Annotated in this window: 17 protein-coding genes, 1 tRNA gene and 1 pseudogene; 7 read left to right on the top strand and 12 right to left on the bottom strand. The window is 30.9% G+C overall.

Annotated elements, in window-relative coordinates; all coding sequences use genetic code 11:
- Positions 1 to 73: IS3 family transposase (locus tag KPL50_RS27905; RefSeq protein ID WP_375372918.1), on the top strand; the 73-nt coding region annotated here is incomplete at its 5' end.
- A 502-nt stretch (positions 74 to 575) separates the two neighbouring features.
- Here KPL50_RS27905 and KPL50_RS27035 read toward each other — a convergent pair.
- A pseudogene (locus KPL50_RS27035) lies at positions 576 to 797 on the bottom strand (transposase); the annotation flags it as partial.
- 84 nt (positions 798 to 881) lie between these two features.
- Positions 882 to 2,402 carry a hypothetical protein gene (locus tag KPL50_RS11300; RefSeq protein WP_216298575.1) on the bottom strand — a complete coding sequence of 507 codons (1,521 nt, stop codon included), beginning with the start codon at positions 2,400 to 2,402 and terminating at the stop codon, positions 882 to 884.
- 362 nt (positions 2,403 to 2,764) lie between these two features.
- Between KPL50_RS11300 and KPL50_RS11305 the strand changes: the two genes are divergently transcribed.
- Both KPL50_RS11305 and KPL50_RS11310 read left to right on the top strand, forming a co-directional pair.
- On the top strand, positions 2,765 to 4,486 hold the full coding sequence (locus KPL50_RS11305) for a methyl-accepting chemotaxis protein (RefSeq protein WP_216298576.1): 1,722 nt from the start codon (positions 2,765 to 2,767) through the stop codon (positions 4,484 to 4,486).
- 160 nt (positions 4,487 to 4,646) lie between these two features.
- Positions 4,647 to 4,723: transfer RNA gene (locus tag KPL50_RS11310), tRNA-Ile, on the top strand.
- A gap of 44 nt (positions 4,724 to 4,767) precedes the next feature.
- On the opposite strand, the gene KPL50_RS11315 is transcribed toward KPL50_RS11310, so the two are convergent.
- Positions 4,768 to 5,640 (bottom strand): ComEC/Rec2 family competence protein, encoded by an 873-nt coding sequence (locus tag KPL50_RS11315; RefSeq protein WP_216298577.1) that lies wholly within the window; start codon positions 5,638 to 5,640, stop codon positions 4,768 to 4,770.
- Positions 5,641 to 5,874: 234 nt separating this feature from the next.
- Here KPL50_RS11315 and KPL50_RS11320 point away from each other — a divergent pair, with 234 nt between their 5' ends.
- A complete protein-coding gene (locus KPL50_RS11320; RefSeq protein ID WP_216298578.1) occupies positions 5,875 to 6,609 on the top strand; it encodes a 1-acyl-sn-glycerol-3-phosphate acyltransferase in 735 nt (244 codons plus the stop codon).
- Between the two features lie 25 nt (positions 6,610 to 6,634).
- Here the strand turns inward: KPL50_RS11320 and KPL50_RS11325 are convergent, their stop codons facing one another.
- Positions 6,635 to 8,083 (bottom strand): NADP-dependent glyceraldehyde-3-phosphate dehydrogenase, encoded by a 1,449-nt coding sequence (locus KPL50_RS11325; RefSeq protein WP_290443228.1) that lies wholly within the window; start codon positions 8,081 to 8,083, stop codon positions 6,635 to 6,637.
- Between the two features lie 158 nt (positions 8,084 to 8,241).
- Positions 8,242 to 8,550: a hypothetical protein gene (locus KPL50_RS11330; protein ID WP_216298579.1), complete on the bottom strand. Its 309-nt coding sequence runs from the start codon at positions 8,548 to 8,550 to the stop codon at positions 8,242 to 8,244.
- Positions 8,551 to 8,609: 59 nt separating this feature from the next.
- Between KPL50_RS11330 and KPL50_RS11335 the strand changes: the two genes are divergently transcribed.
- The gene (locus tag KPL50_RS11335) at positions 8,610 to 9,050 is read left to right on the top strand and encodes a hypothetical protein (RefSeq protein ID WP_216298580.1); all 441 of its coding nucleotides are present in this window, start codon (positions 8,610 to 8,612) and stop codon (positions 9,048 to 9,050) included.
- A gap of 102 nt (positions 9,051 to 9,152) precedes the next feature.
- On the opposite strand, the gene KPL50_RS11340 is transcribed toward KPL50_RS11335, so the two are convergent.
- The 3 genes from KPL50_RS11340 to KPL50_RS11350 form a co-directional block, all read right to left on the bottom strand.
- On the bottom strand, positions 9,153 to 9,374 hold the full coding sequence (locus KPL50_RS11340) for a DUF378 domain-containing protein (RefSeq protein ID WP_216298581.1): 222 nt from the start codon (positions 9,372 to 9,374) through the stop codon (positions 9,153 to 9,155).
- A 702-nt stretch (positions 9,375 to 10,076) separates the two neighbouring features.
- Complete coding sequence (locus KPL50_RS11345; RefSeq protein WP_216298582.1) at positions 10,077 to 10,373, bottom strand: hypothetical protein; 297 nt, start codon at positions 10,371 to 10,373, stop codon at positions 10,077 to 10,079.
- A gap of 74 nt (positions 10,374 to 10,447) precedes the next feature.
- Positions 10,448 to 10,744, bottom strand: a complete 297-nt coding sequence (locus KPL50_RS11350) for a hypothetical protein (protein ID WP_216298583.1) — start codon at positions 10,742 to 10,744, stop codon at positions 10,448 to 10,450.
- A 400-nt stretch (positions 10,745 to 11,144) separates the two neighbouring features.
- Here KPL50_RS11350 and KPL50_RS11355 point away from each other — a divergent pair, with 400 nt between their 5' ends.
- Positions 11,145 to 11,522, top strand: coding sequence for a hypothetical protein (locus tag KPL50_RS11355; protein WP_216298584.1), 378 nt, complete (start codon positions 11,145 to 11,147; stop codon positions 11,520 to 11,522).
- 156 nt (positions 11,523 to 11,678) lie between these two features.
- Here the strand turns inward: KPL50_RS11355 and KPL50_RS11360 are convergent, their stop codons facing one another.
- The 4 genes from KPL50_RS11360 to KPL50_RS11375 all read right to left on the bottom strand — a co-directional run bounded on the left by KPL50_RS11360 (position 11,679) and on the right by KPL50_RS11375 (position 18,538).
- Entirely contained in the window at positions 11,679 to 13,277 is a 1,599-nt protein-coding gene (locus KPL50_RS11360) for an amidohydrolase (protein ID WP_216298585.1), read from the bottom strand.
- 211 nt (positions 13,278 to 13,488) lie between these two features.
- Positions 13,489 to 14,418 carry a homocysteine S-methyltransferase family protein gene (locus tag KPL50_RS11365; protein WP_216298586.1) on the bottom strand — a complete coding sequence of 310 codons (930 nt, stop codon included), beginning with the start codon at positions 14,416 to 14,418 and terminating at the stop codon, positions 13,489 to 13,491.
- 53 nt (positions 14,419 to 14,471) lie between these two features.
- On the bottom strand, positions 14,472 to 14,993 hold the full coding sequence (locus tag KPL50_RS11370) for a GNAT family N-acetyltransferase (RefSeq protein ID WP_216298587.1): 522 nt from the start codon (positions 14,991 to 14,993) through the stop codon (positions 14,472 to 14,474).
- Between the two features lie 518 nt (positions 14,994 to 15,511).
- The gene (locus KPL50_RS11375; RefSeq protein ID WP_216298588.1) at positions 15,512 to 18,538 is read right to left on the bottom strand and encodes a vitamin B12-dependent ribonucleotide reductase; all 3,027 of its coding nucleotides are present in this window, start codon (positions 18,536 to 18,538) and stop codon (positions 15,512 to 15,514) included.
- A gap of 376 nt (positions 18,539 to 18,914) precedes the next feature.
- On the opposite strand from KPL50_RS11375, the gene KPL50_RS11380 reads away from it, so the two are divergent.
- A complete protein-coding gene (locus KPL50_RS11380) occupies positions 18,915 to 19,421 on the top strand; it encodes a gamma carbonic anhydrase family protein (RefSeq protein ID WP_216298589.1) in 507 nt (168 codons plus the stop codon).
- The last annotated feature ends 102 nt before the right edge of the window (positions 19,422 to 19,523 follow it).

The following is a 19,523-nucleotide window of genomic DNA, read 5'->3' on the forward strand; positions in this document are numbered from 1 at the left end:
ATATAGATATCAATGGGATTTAGAAAAGATGACTCCTGTTCAATACAGAAATCATCTCCTTAATTTAATATAAGTTTTTTTAAATTGTCCTTGACAAAGGGTACAGATTACTAACGCTCAAACATGCATTTTTCTTAACGTATCTCTCACTAAAATTAGTTAAGAATTACTAAGGCTTGTTCAAAGCATTCTACGCAATATATACTTTTGTTAGCATAATATAAGAAAAAATATATAAGTTAAAAATGGTTACTATTTTAAGTAACGTTGCCTTATATTAAATCATCTATCAAAGGATATGATATCCACAATTAATGCACTTAATGTTTTATGGAATACTGATAAAAATTCAAAAAATATATAAATTGTTATTCATCCTTTGAAGGCAATAATACAACTAAAGAAGTTAGTAGAAATAAAGATTTCAATGAAATTATAATATATGGATTGAAAGAAGAAGTAACAGATCTAACAGTGGAATTTTTAAAAACCATGTCCGAAATGGAGATTGTTAATAAATATCTAATACCATCACTTGATATTGTGGTAATGCGGTGAGGGACGGAAATGTTAGATTAGTTGGTAATAACAAGATCCCAATTTGCATATACTCGAGTCCATTTTCTGCTCATCTTTTCAGTAGCTAAATACAGCATATTCATAAGACTCTCGCTACTCAGAAATATAAGTTTTGTCTTAGTGACTTTTCTAAATTGCCTATTAAGGCTTTCTATAGCATTTGTGGTGTATATAATACTACGAATATAATCTGGGAATACAAAGAAAGTTATGAGATTATCCCAATTATCTTACCAGCTCGTTATTGCATCTGGATATTTACTAGACCATTTTTAAATTATATCAATATTTTGTCAAATAAGTTACTTCTTTAAAACATTCATTTGACGTTGAAGCCAGCTTATAATTTGTTCTTTATTCTTATCTATGGGAGAAATCTGTTTCCAAATTTTTTTGAAATGTTCTTCAAAAGCATTAACAAGCATAGGCTCGTCAATTGATATTCTGAATTTTGATAATTCAATATAAACTTGATATTTTTCTTTGATAATAATAGAAGAACATATATTATTTTCATTATTATAGAGAGTTTCATTAATAAGAGCAATCTTATAGTTATCATATGTTTTTATTAAATCAATAATATTTTGTATAAACATAATTATATCTTCAGTCTCTAAATCAATTGTAGTAACTTTATTATTAGAAATAAATGCAAGTTGTTTACTTTTAATTAAATTTTGTATTGAGCCTAAGGTATATACATCAAAATATTCATAATGTTGTAGATTAAACAAAAAAGAATTTAAACTGGATTTATGTAATTCTAATTGTATATCAAGTTCATCATTAGTAACCTGTAGTTTCTCCAATAATTTATTGTGCTGTATGTTTGGAATAGTTAATAGGTTAAAATTATCCTTAAATAAAAACCGAGCTCCTGGCCTTTCTTCACTTTTAACTATGGAATCACAATAGGCTAAATTTTTATCTAGAGTATAGTATTTCATTAAGGGTTTAGAAGAAGATAAAAGAAATGCATTAAAATTATCACCTAAAATATCAATACCAACTTCACTCTTTACATAAAATGCACCGTATACTTCGGAATTATGACTTGTGGAAAGACAGCTTAATGCGCCTATGCCTGGAATAATAGTAACTTCTCTACCAAAATTAAATGTTTCATAGAATTTATAGTAATAAATTAAAAAAGTACCTGTTTCTAATAATGGTTTAGCAAAATTCAAAAAAATTAGTGACTCCTTTAGGTTATCCATTAAGTCGAATATAAATTTTACAGTATAACCGTGTTTTAATGCCTTTAAAACAACATCCCTCCAGCGCATAAAATCTTCATAAGGTTTTATCACATTTGAACTGCTGTTAAATGATATATAGATTATATTATTTTTTTTGCATGTTACTTTTGTGGATTTTTCAATTAAAGATAACATGGCTGACAATATTTTTTTACGCCCAATAATGAGACTATTTTTATCTGGTAAATTAATGATTTCCACTGACTTAGTAGAGTTTTTTTTAAAAATAGCATCTTTTTTTTTGGAATCCATAGAATATCCCTGGGATTCTAAAAGAACTTTCATTATTTTATCTTTTGCATTAAGGGTTATATCTATATTAATTGTATTAATATACTCATTTAAACGCTGTTCTTGTAAAGAATTCAGGATACTTTTAGATAGGAATAGAGCTATGGCTTCTAAATGATTTGAATTATATGAGGGAATTCGTTGTTCGTGCAACCAGCGACTTACTAATGAGGAATCTACGTTAATTCCTTTTGCTAATCGATTATTGCTCATGTCTAGCGCTGAGAGTAATAATCGAAGGCATTCTGAAAATTTAATTTTTGTAATCATAATAACCCACCTTTATAAAACATGTCAAGACAGTTGACATGACAATAGGATAAAATCACTATTGTTTATATAACATTGAATATATACTATAAATATCCACGAAAGAAAAATACCAAATATATAATAAAGAATAACATAGTATCTAAAAGAATAACAAGATGAAATATATGGAATATTAAGTTTTAGGAAATTAATTGATAATGTAGAACATTTCAAAAAAAACAGTAGTAAATATAATAAATTTCAAAAAGATTTTGTTTGAAATTCTGGAGGGAGGAATAAAAATCATTCCTCCGAGATTGAGATATATGGGAGCCTAAGGGTTTCTGAATTCACTAAGTAATTTATAGGGGGGAATCATTATGAAGTGGTTTGAAAATTTAAAAACGGCACAAAAATTAATATCATCGTTTATTTTAGTATCATTGATTATAGCAGTTGTTGGATTTATTGGAGCTATAGATATGAAGGAGATTAACTCCCGTAGTGCTTCAATGCATGACTATAACCTTGCATCCATAAAATCCTTAACTACCATAAGACAGAATGTAGCTGACATACGTTATAATGTATTAAAGTTTGACTATCAAAGAAATATGAATAATCAAAATGTTGCACTTAGAAAAGAAATTAGCCAATTATATAATGAAAACAATACTATTATATCCAATTATGAGAAATCATTGTTATCTGATAATAACAATGAAAAACCAATATTTACGCAGTTAAAAAATGACTTACAAGCATATAAAAGTGCATATGAATTAGTTATAAAATTTGTAGATGAAGAGAAGTATACTGAGGCTGATGCTAATTTTTTAAAATTAACACCAATAAGAGAAAGTATATATAAGGGTTTGAGCGATTTAATAAAAATCAATACAAATGAAGCTGATAGCGCATATAAAGAAAATAACTCAATGTCTAAAAAATCTTTAATTAAAATAGTTATAATAGTTGCTTTAGGTTTTCTTCTTGCCCTTGCATTAGGAATTGCAATATCACTTTGGATTTCAAAAAATATAAATAAAGTTTTGAAATTTGCTGAAGCACTTGGAAATGGAGATTTAACTCAATCAATAAATATTGACACAAAAGATGAAATAGGAAGTCTTGCTAAAGCATTAAATCAAGCTGGTAATAACGTAAGGAATCTAATCACTGAAATAATGAATAGTTCCAGTGATATAAGCGCAACAAGTGAAGAATTATCAGCCACTGCTGAAGAAGTTTCATCTAAAATGGAATTAGTAAATGAATCAACAGAACAAATATCTAAAGGTACTGTGGATTTAAGTTCTAGTACTGAAGAGGTAAGTGCATCAATAGAGGAAATAAATGCTAATACAAATGAACTTGCCAAAAGAGCAAGTGATGCAGAGCTATCAGTAAGTGAGATAAAAAAACGTGCAATTGATATAAAAAATAAAGCCTCAAAAAATATAGAAGAGGGTAATTCAATATATATGGAAAATCGGTCTAATATTTTAAAGGCAATTGAAGATTCTAAAGTTGTAGATAAAGTTAAAATTATGGCTGACTCAATTGGAAGCATAGCAGGGCAAACAAATTTGCTAGCTTTAAATGCAGCAATAGAAGCAGCAAGGGCTGGGGAACAGGGTAGAGGCTTTGCAGTAGTTGCTGATGAAGTAAGAAAACTTGCAGAACAATCTTCACAGGCGGTTTTGGATATCCAAGGTATGGTTGGACAAGTACAGGTTGCAGTTGAAAGGCTTTCACAAAGCGGACAAGATGTACTTAAATACATGGTAAACAATGTAAAGCCAAGTTATGAGCTTCTTATGAGCACAGGCGTTCAATATGAAAAAGATTCAGAATTTGTTAATGAGATTATAGGACAGATTTCCACTTCCTCAAAACAAATGAATGAAGTAGCTGAGCAAGTAAGTTCTGCTATACAGACCGTATCTGCAACAGCAGAACAATCTGCTGCAAGTTCTGAAGAAATATTAGGTAGTGTTAATGAAATAACATCGGCTGTTAACGATGTTGCAAAATCTGCGCAAAGTCAGGCTGAACTCGCACAAAAACTAACTGATATGGTACAGAAGTTTAAAGTATAAGCAGTAAGGCAAAATCAGTAGTATGATTTAGCCACACAGCACCTATATAGTTGACTGAAGATAAACGAATCATATAAAATTGACTGAAGATAAAGAAAAGTATTGACAATGTAAAAAATAGGTATTATACTTTAAAAGTCATGTATGATAAGGTTATCATGGGTCTATAGCTCAGCTGGTTAGAGCGCACGCCTGATAAGCGTGAGGTCGATGGTTCGAGTCCATTTAGACCCACCATTGTTATTTTTGGATTAAATGAAAAACTAGGCAACTAGTTTTTTTTAGTTTCCCACCAATCTTTTTGTGGTTAAACCATCGCTTATGAGTACAATATTTTTATCTAAATCAGTTCTATAGATAATGCAATTTAACTTTTTAAGTTTATCTAGGGTTTCCCTATTTGGATGACCATAACTATTATAGGTCCCACAGCTTATTACTGCAATTTTTGGAGAAACTCTATTTAAAAATTCTTGCGTGCTTGAGGAATTACTACCATGATGAGCTACTTTGAGAACTTCAGCATTTAAATCATAACCACTATTTAAAATTTGATCTTCGCTTAGCTCTTCTATATCACCCGTAAACATATAAGTTGAATTTTTATAAGACACCTTTAGGACACAGGAGTAATTATTAGTATCTTTGTAGGTAGTTTTGTTGGGTGATAGCATAAGGCAGGTGAGATCAGGACCTAGATCTAACGTTATATTAGGTTTAGTTATTTTTATTTTAAGACCTTTTCTTTTTAAAGCTCCAATCATATCTTCAAAGGATTGTGTGTCAGATGTAACTTTAGGGGCATAAAATTCACCAATTTTAAAAGCTTTAATCACATTAGCCATACCCCCTATATGATCCTCATGGGGATGAGTTGCAATTACATAGTCTAGTTTAGTAATATTATTATTTTTTAAATATCTAATTACTTTTTTATGTGAATCGCTGGTACCGCTATCAATTAATAGGTTTTTATTATTTACTTGAATAAGGATACAATCACCCTGTCCTACATCAATAAAATGGGTGACCATATTGTTTTCCAAGGGTATATTAGTTTTTATATTAGATTTATAAACTATGGCTACAGCTACAGTTATAAAAGCTAATAAAGTGCAAATTAAGGCATATTTTAACCAGGGCTTCTTTGGCATATGATTAATCTCCTACATAATATTTTAAGTACATAAATAATTTTATCCATTTAAATAAAAAAATATCAAATTCTAAGAAAAAACCATGCTCAAATTACAATTCACCTTTTCAGCAGTTGAAAAATTTGAAAAATTGCCTATTAACTAGTATAATTATATAGAGATATATTTAGATATGTTAAAGGTATAATTAAAAAAGTTATAATTTAATCTTAAAATGAAAGGGATAGAGGTATGAGAACGGTTTATTTTTATTTGCGTTTTATTATTGATTTGATTGGGAAAGGCTTTAAGGAAATACAACTTAATGGAATAAAAAAACATAAGACTACGGAAGAGGTGGATGCTTATCTATTTAAAGCAGTTAAGCAGTGGTCTAATTTTATAATTAGGATTGCGGGCTTAAATTTAACTGTCATAGGGAAAGAAAATATACCAAATGAACCTTGTGTTTTTGTGGGAAATCACCAAAGTAATCTGGATATTCCAGTTATATTATCTAGTATGAATACACTTACTGGTGCAGTTGCTAAAAAGGAAATGGAAAAAATACCAGTAATGAGATATTGGATTAGGCAAATTCATTCTGTATTTATGGATAGAGAAAACCCAAGAGAGGCTTTAAAAGCAATTTCAGAAGGCGTTGAAAATTTAAAAAATGGATATTCTATGATTATTTTTCCAGAAGGTACTAGAAGTAGAAGTAATAATATGGGGGAATTTAAGAAGGGTAGTATGAGGCTAGCAATAAAGGCTGGAGTTCCTATTGTTCCTATAACCTTTTATGATACGCATAAGGGGATGGAAGGTAATAATGGAAAAGTTAAAAAGGCAAATGCAAAGCTTATAATAGGTAAACCTATATATATGGATAAGATGTCAAAGGAAGAAAAAGCGGAGATTTCAGAAACCGTAAAAAATATAATCCAAACAAATTTAGATATGGAAAATGAAAGAAGCAGCTTGTAATTAAAAGCTGCTTCTTTAAATTTTACTATGGATTTATGAGTAAAACAGTAGCTTTTGATCTAGTCATAGCTTCAATACTATATCTTATGCCTTGAGTACCCATGCCAGAGGATTTTGTTCCAGAGAAAGGAAAGTGGTCAGGACCTCTTTCAGGTTTATTATTAATTTGAACGGTGCCTACCTCCAGGCGACTGGCAATATTGAAGGCATCATCTATATTTTTAGTATAAACAGAAGTTTGAAGACCATATTCAGATCTGTTAGCTATATCAATAGCTTCCTCAATATTTTTAACTCTAATAACTGGAAGAACTGGCCCAAAAGGTTCCTCCCAAGCGAGCCTCATATCCGTAGTTACCTTATCGAATAAGGTTGGGTAAACTAAATTATTATTTCGCTTATTTCCACATAATAGCGTAGCCCCATGACTTATAGCATCATCTATGAGCTCTTGAACGTAGTCTGCAGCTTTATTATCTATGAGTGGAGTTATATCACAATCATCTTCTGGATTTCCAACTTTCAGTAATTTGATGTTTTTCATTAATTCGCTTATGAGGCTATCTGCAACATCATTTATAACTAAAACTCTTTTAACTGCGGTACATCTTTGACCAGAATAGCTAAAGGCCCCAGTAACGATATCTTTGCCAGCACTTTCAATATCAGCATCGCAGAGGATTATAGCTGCATCCTTGCCACCAAGCTCCATAATCATAGGCACCATGCCAGCAATTACAGCTATATGTTTTCCTACCTGAGTACTTCCAGTAAAGTTTATAAAATTAATATCCTTGTGAGTTACTAAATAATCACCTATTTCAGAGCCTCTGCCTGTTATTGTGTTTAAAACTCCATGTGGGAGTCCTGCTTCATGAAAGATTGCAGCCAAATGAAGTGCACTAATAGCACCTTGAGTGGAAGGCTTTAAAATCACACTATTTCCACCTATAAGGGCTGGGGCTATCTTAGATGCAGAAAGATTAATAGGGTAATTAAAAGGGGAAATCGCGAGGACAACGCCCACTGGTACTTTAGTGACAAAGGATATTTTATTTTTCTTAAAACCAGGGAAATTATCAGCTCCTATAGTTTCGCCTTCTAAATGTTTACCAGCATCAGCAGTAAATCTAATAAAATCCGCAGTTCTTTTTATCTCAGCAATGCAGGAATGCTTGTCTTTAGCAATTTCAAGTTGCATGAGGTGGGACAGATAATCAACATTTTCATCAAGTAAAGCAGCCGCTTTATGCAAAATTGATGCACGAGAGCTAATGCCCATATTGGCCCAAATTTTTTGAGAGGTTTTTGAATTTGCAATAACCATATTAGCTTCATCTTTGCTCATAGCTGGTATCTTACCTACTAAACTGTTGTCTACAGGAGAGAGAATATCTATGGTATTACTAGATGTAACCCAATCACCATTAAATAAATTTTTATAAGTCTTATTTTGGCACATACTATCAAACAATATAAAACACCTCGCTTTAAGATTGTTAGGTTAGGCATATTCATATAAATAACAAGGATTTATGCTTGCAATTTATTTATTTGTGCCTCATTATAGTATTAACCAAAGATAAATATATTATTGATTGGACAGTTATTTTTACAAGACTTTATTCACAATTAGTCATGCCGTTTTGTTATGAGGTCTTGGATTATAGAAATTTTAGATTGTAGTTTTGCATTTTGATTTTCAAGTTTTAATATATTATTTTGAATTTCCTTATTTTTATTATCTAAAACCTTTAGTGTTTTTTGCAAATTATTATTTGTGTCCGTTTTTTCATGGATAATTGGTTTATATATTTTGCTTAAAGTAAAATTATTATTGATTAGAAGGTTTATTTTATTATAAAATTCCATTAGAAATAATTTACTTTTTTTACCTATATATTTTAAACTGGAAGTAATCCAATCTATAAATTCATTCATATATAATCACCTCAATTATATTCTACATAAAGAATACTAGGAAAGGCAAGGGAAAGTTAATGGATAAAAACACCAATAGCTATTATTTAGATAAAATTAAGAACAAAATAAAGAAGCTAGACCTTAAAAAGACCCAATATGAATTAGAGATAATGCAGCAAAATAATTTATTAGAGAATAATAATTCTGCAGTGCAGAAATTAAAGTGTACAAATGATGTATTACATGACGAATATAATAGTCTCATAAGATTGCTTCAGAAAGAAGGAATAATTTTCGAGATAAATTTTAATGAATATACTCCTCAGCCCTGGGATAATTTATTTATAGTAAAAGGTTCAAAGGGGTATGAAATTCAAAGTAAAACAGGTATTCGATTAAAGATGTTGGAGGAAAAATTTTTAATTATGATACAAGATATAGAAAAAAAAGATTCCTATAGCTTAATTGTAATAAGAGTTACGGATAAAACTGGTTTGGTTCAGTTAAGATTTATGTAAAAGTTCTTAAAGTAGATTGTATAAAATTTATTTCAATAAAAAAGAAGCTGAATTTTAAAATTCAACCTCTTTTTTATTATGGTTAGAACATTTATTTAGAAATTATTTAACCTCAGTTCTGTCAATATCTCTATCCCTGTCTCTTCCTAAGAAAGATAAGGAATATAGACCAGCTATACCTACTAGAGCAAATATAATTCTAGTAAATGCTGTTCCAGTACCAAATAAGCTTGATACTAGGTCAAATCGGAAAAATCCAATTAGTCCCCAATTTACAGCTCCTATAATAACTAATACGAGTGCAGTAATATCTAATCCTTTCAACTTACACATCTCCTTTTTAATTAAATTTACAGTATTAGTGTTTGCAATTTTTAAAAAATTATTACTGCATTATAAAAAATTATTTTATTTCGCCTGTATTAAAAAACATGTAAGAACAAAAACAAGATGTTAATGGAATGCGAGGTGGATATTCAGTGGCAAAAAAAGAAGCTAAGCAACGATTCATATTAAATCTAAAGCTTCAGGGATCTGAGCATTTACTATGGCTTGAATTTGTGGGCAAACTATAGCACCACCCTCGAGTTTTATTGCTTGTGCTCCTGCATCATTAAAAATTCTTTAAGTTTGCCATAGTCTTTATCACTATGTTTCTCTTTGGATAAAGCTAGTACGTCTAATCATTAGTCTTTGAAGTTTTCATGCTTTTCTTTTCTGTCCCAACTGTTCGGTACGAAAAATCCGTTGGCGAAGTTTCCTCACATATTCATATATTTTCCCCCTAACCCAGTATTGCTCCTACGTAAAGCAATGACCTTAGGTATTTAACTCTCATGCAACCTACAAACCAATTACTCAGAGTGCAGTTTCGAGTAGGGATATGCTTAGTAATTAATGCAGTTTCATACGAAACACTACCAATTAGCAACTTATTGTCGCACCTATGTTTAATAATAGTGTTGGTAATATGACAATTTTTAAGGGAAGCCAAAAATGGCTTCCCTTAATTCACATTTAAAAATATTATTTATCCACCTTTCTAATTTTTGATACCTTCGACACTACACCAACTGCAGTACTTACAACAATTGAATATAAAATCCCCTTTAGTATAGTATTGTAATTACCTACAATATTAAACCTTTCGCTAAGCATAGTGCCAACTATATATATTATAAAAGATATTACAACTGCAATAATTTTTCTCATATAATTTTGCTTAAACCATTTTTTTACGTTTAATTTTGAACTAATAAAATGAAATATAGCATATGAAATACTATAGGATAATAAAAAAATCATTGTTGTAACTAAATACATTAATATCCCCTCCCCTATCATGTATGAATTCGTATTAAAATACTGTTGTGTCCGTATTTAATTATACAACATAATTAAATATAAATTGCTTCCTTATGAAACGCATTAATATGTTGTATATGATCTTTGGGTGCTTCAATAGAAAAATGAGCAGTTTGCATGTTTTTATAGGAATTATATTTATCAAAAAATGAGAAAATAGGGTGAATTGAATATGCGAATGCATCTGAATTGTTTATATCTAAAAAAATGCTAGAAGTTAAGGAACCACAATTAATGTTTTCATAAGCTTTTGAGTTAGTAAATTCAGATGCTTCTTTAGCATCTTTATATAATTTACTATAGTATCCAGATGACGTTATTCCTTTCAAGGAAAAATATTTTCCAAGGGAAAAACCTATCTTTCCACATCAAATAAAGCCAACAACCATAATATCGCCTCCAATGTAATACACAGTACACCACAGGTATATGAGGGTGGAAGACTCCTGTATAGCTGTCTCATTCATAAAGATATGAGCAGAAAAAACAAACCAAGCCATTTAAGTAGATAAAGCCACCAATGTGGATTAAACCGCTAATAATAATATATTAAACAATTCGGTGAAGTTCATATTAGATACTACCCACAAATACTTTAGCATAACTATTTTCTGAATTCAAATATAAATATATAAATTAATGCATAAGCTATTGATATATATTGAGAAATGTTTGATAATGTATAGTATACGTTTATTTTCATGTAAATTATAGAAAAGAGGGGATAAAATGAGTACCTTTATAACAATACTCGGCATCGTTGCATTTTCAATCGTTGTTCTTGTAGTATATAATGTTTTAAAAACTTATGTATTACATAAGATAAAAGTTAACAAATGGGTAATACTTGGACTCGCTATGGTATTATTTGTGGTGCCTACGCTTGCATGGCCTACTATGCCAAAATATGTAGCTAACTATGTAATACCAGGAGTATTTGTATTTTTATTTTTATGGTTTATGGATTTATCAGGCTTTATCAAGAAGAAAAGTGCTCCTACAACAAACTATAGTATAGGAGCTAAAAAAGATAAAAAGGCCGACGTCGTAATGAGACCTAAGGTTAAGCCAAATAGGATTAAAAACAATATTGACAATAAAAAATAATTTTAAAAGGAGTATAAATTTCTATGTGAAATTTATACTCCTTTTTCTGTCTTATGCACATTAGTTGTTAACTGTCCCTAGAACATCTGTATTTTGTTAGCAGCCTCTAATAAAAAAGGGTTTGTTTGAAGAGTGGACATTAGTTGTTAACTGTCCCTAAAACATTTTTACGCCACCTACATAGGTTTGTAAAACAGTTATATTCTTTATATTATGTTTTTCAGTGCGTAAAATATCTTCTGATAGAACAACAAAGTCAGCTAATTTTTCTATAGATATAGTACCTTTAATAGCTTCTTCAAAACTCATATAAGCAGAACCTAGAGTATAGGCTTTTAAAGCTTCTATAACAGTTAAGTTTTGTGCGCTGTGCCAGCCTTCAGTAGGATAGCCTTTCAAATCTTTTCTAGTAACTGCTGCATAAATGCCTTCTATTGGGTTAAAACTCTCAATTGGTGCATCGGAGCTAAAGGCAACAGGAATCCTTGAACTTAGCATGTCTTTCCAAACATAGCTCTTATCTGCACGTTTTTTCCCAACTGCACTTTCAACTATTGGGTAATCAGTCATAACGAAAGAGGGTTGAACGTTAGCCACTATATTTAGTTTTTTAAATCTGCTAAGTAATTCATCATTAGTGAATTGACAGTGGACTATGGTTAAGCGCAAATCCTTATTTTCAGAGGATGTTACTATTTTCTCATAAGAATTTAAAATAGTTTCTGTAGCATTATCTCCTATTGCATGGATAGTTATTTGAAAGCCGGCAGCATGCGCAAGACTCGTAATGTTATCTAGTGAAGCTTGGTTATATATTAATACCCCTTTAGTGCCTTCATCGCAGTATTCTTCTTTCATAGCAGCAGTTCTGCCACCTAAGGAGCCATCTTCAAATAATTTTATTGGTCCTATCTTTAACATATTACTTCCTAAATTGGATTTTAATTTTAAATTAACTGCTTCTGATATACTTTTCTCATTAGGTAAATTTAATTGTAGGATAAATCTAAGCGGAAGAGTTTGTTCTACTTCTAATTCTCTATAAGCTGCAAGTAAGTTTTGTAAAGAGCCGCAGTGAGTTAAATCTTCAGTTTGAATGGTGGTAATACCTACCTTTAAAGCGTCCATAAATGCAGACTTTAATAAGGTTTTAATTTCTTCCTTTGGAATTTTAGGGAGAGAGTTAGAGACTAAATTAAGTGCATTTTCTCTAAGGATTCCTGTTGGCATTCCATTTTCAATATCAATAATACCACCCTCTGGATTTTCTGTGTGTGAGTTAATGCTCAGTAATTCTAAGGCTTTAGAATTGACAACGCCTATATGTCCGCATATTCTAGCAAAATATATAGGGTGCGACGTACTTATTTTATCAAGATCATGCCTAGTAGGTAGTCTTTTTTCAGAGAATAAGTTATGATTCCAACCTCTTGAAATTATCCATTGTCCATCTGGAATACTACGAGTTTTTATATGTTCTTTCGTTAAATATATGAGTTTATCAATAGAGGGGACATTTAATAAGTTAACATTATTCTTTTGAACAGCATAGTTTAAAAAATGCATATGGGCATCGTTAAAGCCTGGAATAACGGTATTACCTTTAAGATCAACGATGGTGTCATAAGGCTTAGATAAGGACAATATTTCTTCATTAGTGCCGATAGCTTTGAAGATACCATGTTCTACATAGAATGCTTCACATAATTTGTCCTCGTCTAAAGTTATAATGTTTCCATTGATGAATGCAGGCATTTTAACATCTCCTTTGAATAATTATTGCGAACTAAAATTTTTTATTAGAGGGTGCTATAACAAAAGTATATTCTAATAAAAGAGAGTTGATTTGAGAAATGGAATAGTATGATTAGTTGTTAACCGTCCCCACTGTTTTGAGATAGACACAACATAGGAATATTGTTCTTAATAAATACTACACAGTATGTTTATAATAGAAAGTTTAATATTAAATCATCTGATTTAAATTTTTGGCAATTTCATTCATGTGGGTGTCATCTGTACCACAGCAACCACCAAAAATTTTAAGGTTAAAGTCTTTATATAGTTTTAACATATCATTTGCCAAATTATTAGCATCTGAAGTCTTTAAATCACAACAACTGTCGAGTTCTTCTGGTGATAGAGGAGACGTATTCGCTTGTATCCCCTTAAATCGGTTTTCTACTATAGCTGTTTTATTATAAGCTTGAGATAACGCTTCAGCGACCACCTTTGGATGAACACAATTCGTCATATAGCAAAGAGGTCTGCGGTTTGTAGCATTATCAATTGTGCTTATAGCTTCATGAATTGTTGTACCATCTATTAATTTACCATCATTTCTTATCATAAAACTAATAATATATGGTAGACCAGTGTTTTCCATTGCTCTTGCCATACCTATAGCCTCCGACAAAGCTGGCATAATACCTGCGTATAAAAAGTCAGCTTTAGCTTCCGAAAATAATGTAGATTGCCATGAATGAAATTCAAATGCTTCTTTTTCAGACAAAACATCAGTTGCCTTATAAGCATCACCCTTGCACCCCATAAGTCCACCAATATACACATTCGAAGGAAAGGTCTGTTTTATTTCACGCAAGAATGAAATATTATCATAAATAATACGCTCATTATATTTAGATTTTGTAACACGTTCTTTATTTGCCCTGCGAGTTGGTGTTGTTAGCATAATCGGCAAATTATAATGTTGAGATATTTTTATATATTGATGAAATAATTCTTTAAGTGCTTGCTTAGCTTTTTTATTATATATATGACCAGCAAGAGCAACAACTTCGTCAAAAGGAATATCATATTCCCTTTTTAAACGTTCACCCACTCCCCCTTCCATTAAAATAAAAGATGAATTATTATAGCAAATTTCAAAATCCATTTTTACCTCCTTTAATGCATAATATTATACCAGTGTGACTAACTTTAAGAAAGTTACGAATTTATATTGAGTACATACTCGTTCTCTAAAATTGACATTACAATTAGAGATTCATAGTTTTCATTATAAAAAATACAGTCTCTTAAATTGCCTTCTTCAATAAAGCCTTCGGATTTATAAAGGTTTTGTGCCCTATGATTCTTATATCTAACATCAAGCCATAACCTATGTGCTTTTAACTGCTCAAAAACAACTTTCTTAATTAATATTAAAGTTTCTTTACCTAAACCTTTTCCTTTTTCACATATTACAATTCTTCTAAATTCAATACTATGATTAGGATTTTCAATTCCACCCATAATTAGGTAGCCAATAGGTTTATATGTATTTGAATCTTCAACTATTAAGTGTAAAATATCTTTATCTGATAAAGCATTTATATGTTGCTCTTTTGTCCACTGCCCTACAAATTGAGCATTATCGGTCGCTTGTTCAGAATTAATTACAAATTCCAAATCATCAACTTGCGTATACCTTAAAGTAATAAGATTAGATTTTTCAATAATATGCTTCATTAGGTATTCCTCCAACACTCATTTAATGTGTTCCACCTGGGTTTAATAAATTAGCTATTATATCTGAAAATTTCTTGTTTTTCTTTACTCATTCCCTTCCGCCTATTTACAATTATAGACATTATGTAATCTAAATTTATTGAACTTCTAATATTTCTACTAAAACACAATTCAACAATCATCCGCAATTATCCTTCAAAATTTATATGAAAACGTAAAAAATTTCTATATATTACTCTAAAAGTGTATTAAATACTTCTTAATTTATAACAGGAATGATCTAAACTGAATTGAAGATTTAATGTTGAATGCTATAAGGTAACATTACATATTCATTCAATTTATAATGTTTCAGTACAGTTCATAATTATACGGAACAAAAAGCCACCTATACACTCAGTACAGGTGGCTTTTTGTTCCGTATAATTATTAGGTTACGATATTTCAACGTTTATAAGGGTTTTCAGTATACCTCATAATTGTAGTTGTGCTACTGAGGGCTTTGCATTTGTTTGGATTTAACTGCACCCCGTGGTAGTACCACAATCCAGACAAACCTTGCAAGTGCCGCTTTTAACAAGTTTGGTACTTGAACAATGAGAGCAGGTTTCAGAGTATAATCTTTCCCCTTTAGGTTTTTCTGTGTTTTCAAAGGAAGATACATTTTCAGCTTCTACTATGCTAGCTGAAATTTCATTTTCATCTGGCATTAGTGGGTTTTTAGGAATATTAGGGTTGCCATAGCTTTCAGGTTTAATTTGACATCTTGTATAGTCGCCTAGTTCTATATCAATTATCTTGCTGATTAAATCAGATATAGATGAAACGGACTTAATATAAGGATGTTTTTGTACAAAACCATAAGGTTCGAATTTTTGTCCGCGAAGCATTTTAGAAATATCTTCTGCAGGTACATGATACTGGAGCATTACTGATATTGACTTTGAAAGGGAATTAAGTAATCCAGTAATAATAGTACCTTCTCTATCTGTTGTTATATATATTTCAGAGATTTCCCCATTTGAACGCCTATTTACCGTAGTATAGACTTTTACATCATCAATTTGAGCAGGATGAGTAGTGCCATAACGGATTCCAATTGGTTTTTCTCTTGTAGAGTGATTGGATATTTCTTGATCTGCCTTTGCTTTCTTTAAAAGATCCGCATAGGATAAATCCTCAAGTGAAAGTTCTTTATCTTGAGATAAGGTAGTGTTTAAAGGTTGACTTGCCTTTGATCCATCTCTATATAAGGCTATACCTTTTACACCTAATTTCCAAGAATTAAGTATTACTTCTTTGAAGTCTTCTATAGTGGCATTTTTAGGTAGATTTACAGTCTTTGATATAGAACCTGATATCATTGGGGTTATTGCTGCCATCATAAGAACATGTCCCATAAATGGGATATATCTTTTTCCGCTACCGCATTTGTTTGCTGTATCAAATATAGGCAAGTGTTCAACTTTTAAATGTGGAGCACCCTCGATTTTACCATCAATAATTTTTTCGTATTCAAAGCCATTTTCATCAACTTTTTCTTTTCTTAGAATATAATCTAAAATGTCATTTGTTTGGATTTGTGAGTATCCTAAATTACTTAAGGACGCTTTAATTACCGGATTAACCATAGTCATATAACCGCCACCAGATAACTTTTTATAAATAAAATGGCTGAAATATGGTTCTATAGAGGTTGCACCACAATCCATAGCAAAGGAAATAGTACCAGTAGGAGCTATAACTGTAACTTGAGCATTTCTAAAGCCATATTTTTCACCACTATTTAATGCTTTTGTCCAACAATTCTTTAAGGTTTTACCTAAATATCCTAGTGAATTGTCATTTAAAAGAGAGTGATTAACTTTTATAGGCTCATAACTTAAATTTTCAAATTCGGTATTTAGAGCTCCAGCTGCTCTAGCGTGATTCCTTATAACTAGTTGCATATATGTTTTGTTAATTTCATATTTTTCAAAAGGAGCTAGTTCTTTTGCTATTAAGGATGAAACGTAATAAGACTCTGCAGTCATTATTCCAGTTAATGCAGAAGCTAAATTTCTAGCATCTTCTGAGTCGTAGGCATATCCCATTACCATAAGTAGTGAAGAGAGGTTTGCAATCCCAAGTCCTGTGCTTCTAAACAAGTGAGTTTTTCTTGCTATATCTTCTGTGGGAAACTGGCCCCAATGTATGGAAGCTTCAAGAACTAATTGGGTAAGTCCGATTAAATGAACATAGCCATCTATATCCAATTCTTTAGTTTCATTATCATAAAATTTATAAACATTAATAGAGGCTAAATTACAGGAAGTATCATCTAAAAATGCATATTCGCCACAAGGATTAGTTGAGTTAATTCTATTGTGCTTTGCATTAACGATTCCATCTTCTCCAGCTGGGCAAGTGTGCCATGCATTAAAAGTATCATCAAACTGAGGAGCAGGATCTGCACATAGCCAAGCAGCTTTATTAAAGGTATCCCATAGTTCTTTAACATTTATATCTTTATTAATTGAGCTATCAGATCTTCCTTTAAGAGTAATAGTCTGTTTAGGATTTTTTGAAAGGCCATCCACCTTCATCATGAACTCATCTGAGAATCTTATTGAGTTGTTTCCGTTTTGGCCAGAAACTGTCTCATAAGACTCTCCTTCAAAGCTACCATCGTAACCCATTTTAGTAAGAGCACGTACTTTATCTTCTTCTTTAGCTTTCCAAGTCATAAATTCCATTATTTCAGGATGGTCAATATCAAGGCATAGCATTTTAGCGGCACGTCTTGTAGTTCCGCCAGATTTTATTGCCCCAGCATTTCTATCAAGGCCTTTTAAAAAGCTCATGAGGCCTGAAGAAACTCCACCGCTAGATAATTTTTCACCTTTACCTCTTATGCTAGAGAAGTTTGTTCCAGTACCTGAACCGCCTTTAAATAATTTGGTTTCTGTTACATACTGCTCAGATATTGAGTGTTTGCCAAGTAATTTATCTTCAATTGAGAGAATGAAACAAGCCGAAGCTTGGGTTCGTGTATAAGCATCTTCGCTCTTAACAACTTTTTTTTCATTTTCATCATAATAAAAATTATCTAAGGTTCCACCTTTTATACCATAAGATAGGTTAAGTCCAGTATTAAACCATTGAGGAGAATTTGGAGCAAACATTTGGTTTAAAAATGCATATACCAATTCATCATAGATAATGCTTTTTTCCTCCTGGGTTTTAATAATTTTCTCGTCAATTAAGGATTCACACCAAAAATTAACAAGCCTATGAGCCACCATTTTCATACTATTCTCATAGCCTTGTACACTTGGAACACCGGATTTTCTAAAATATTTGGAAGCAATAATATCACAAGAATTCTGTGAGTAATGCTCTGGAAATTCTAAATCCTTCATATCTAAAAGTACTTTGCTTGTTTTATGGTCCTTTAAAAAAACATCTACTTTTTTCCAATTGAACAAATCAAAAACCGTAATAGTTTTATCTTTTTCTAATGCACCTGTATAAAATCTTTTAAATAAATTTTTTATCTCCGCCATAATAAATACTAGCTTAAAAAGCTAGTATGTTCACCCCCTATTGTTTTCTCGAATTTAAGTTAAATCTAAAATATATTGCTGCGTGTTGGTATTACTCACACAGAAGCTTTTCATAATTAATTAGTATCACCTTGTATGCTAAAAGAAGATAGTATACAATATGTAGTGAGTACAAAGAAATTCATCACTATATATGGTATTATATATTAAAATAATATATAATACAAATGAAATTGTATTATATAAAGTTTTATAAATCAACATAAAGTGTTAAACAATAATACGACAAATAGTATGATGAATAATAGGTAAATTTATATCATATCGGGTATAATAGACATGTACTTATTATTTTAGAAGAGGTGATTGAAAACTTATGATACATCAATTTGATGGAGAAATACCTACTATACACAAGCAATCTTTTGTGGCTATAAGTGCAGATGTTATAGGAAATGTATTTATAGGACAGCATAGTAACATTTGGTTTGGGGCTGTATTAAGAGGGGATATGGATAATATATCTATAGGTACATATTCAAATATTCAAGACAATTGTACGGTACATACTGATAAGAATTTTCCAGTGCATATAGGAGATTATGTAACTATAGGGCATAATTCCATAATACATGGTTGTAAAATTTCAAGTAATACTTTAATTGGCATGGGAAGCACTATACTTGATGGAGCTGAAATAGGAGAATATACTATAATTGGTGCTAGCAGCTTAATTACTCAAGGGAAGAAAATACCTTCTGGTGTTCTTTGTATGGGAGTACCAGCAAAGATAATTCGCGAACTAACCATAGAAGAAAAACAAGGCTTAAAAGAATCCGCGGAGCATTATGTAGAACTTTCAATGAAATATATAATAAAGTAAATCTGATCAAATATAGTAACATTTCTTGTAAAATTTTATTTACTAGAAGGTTACTGTATTTTTTTGTAGAATATTATTTAGATATGTTATGGGATATAAGGG

Source organism: Clostridium sp. CF012 (assembly GCF_018861755.1).
Taxonomy (GTDB): domain Bacteria; phylum Bacillota; class Clostridia; order Clostridiales; family Clostridiaceae; genus Clostridium_AD.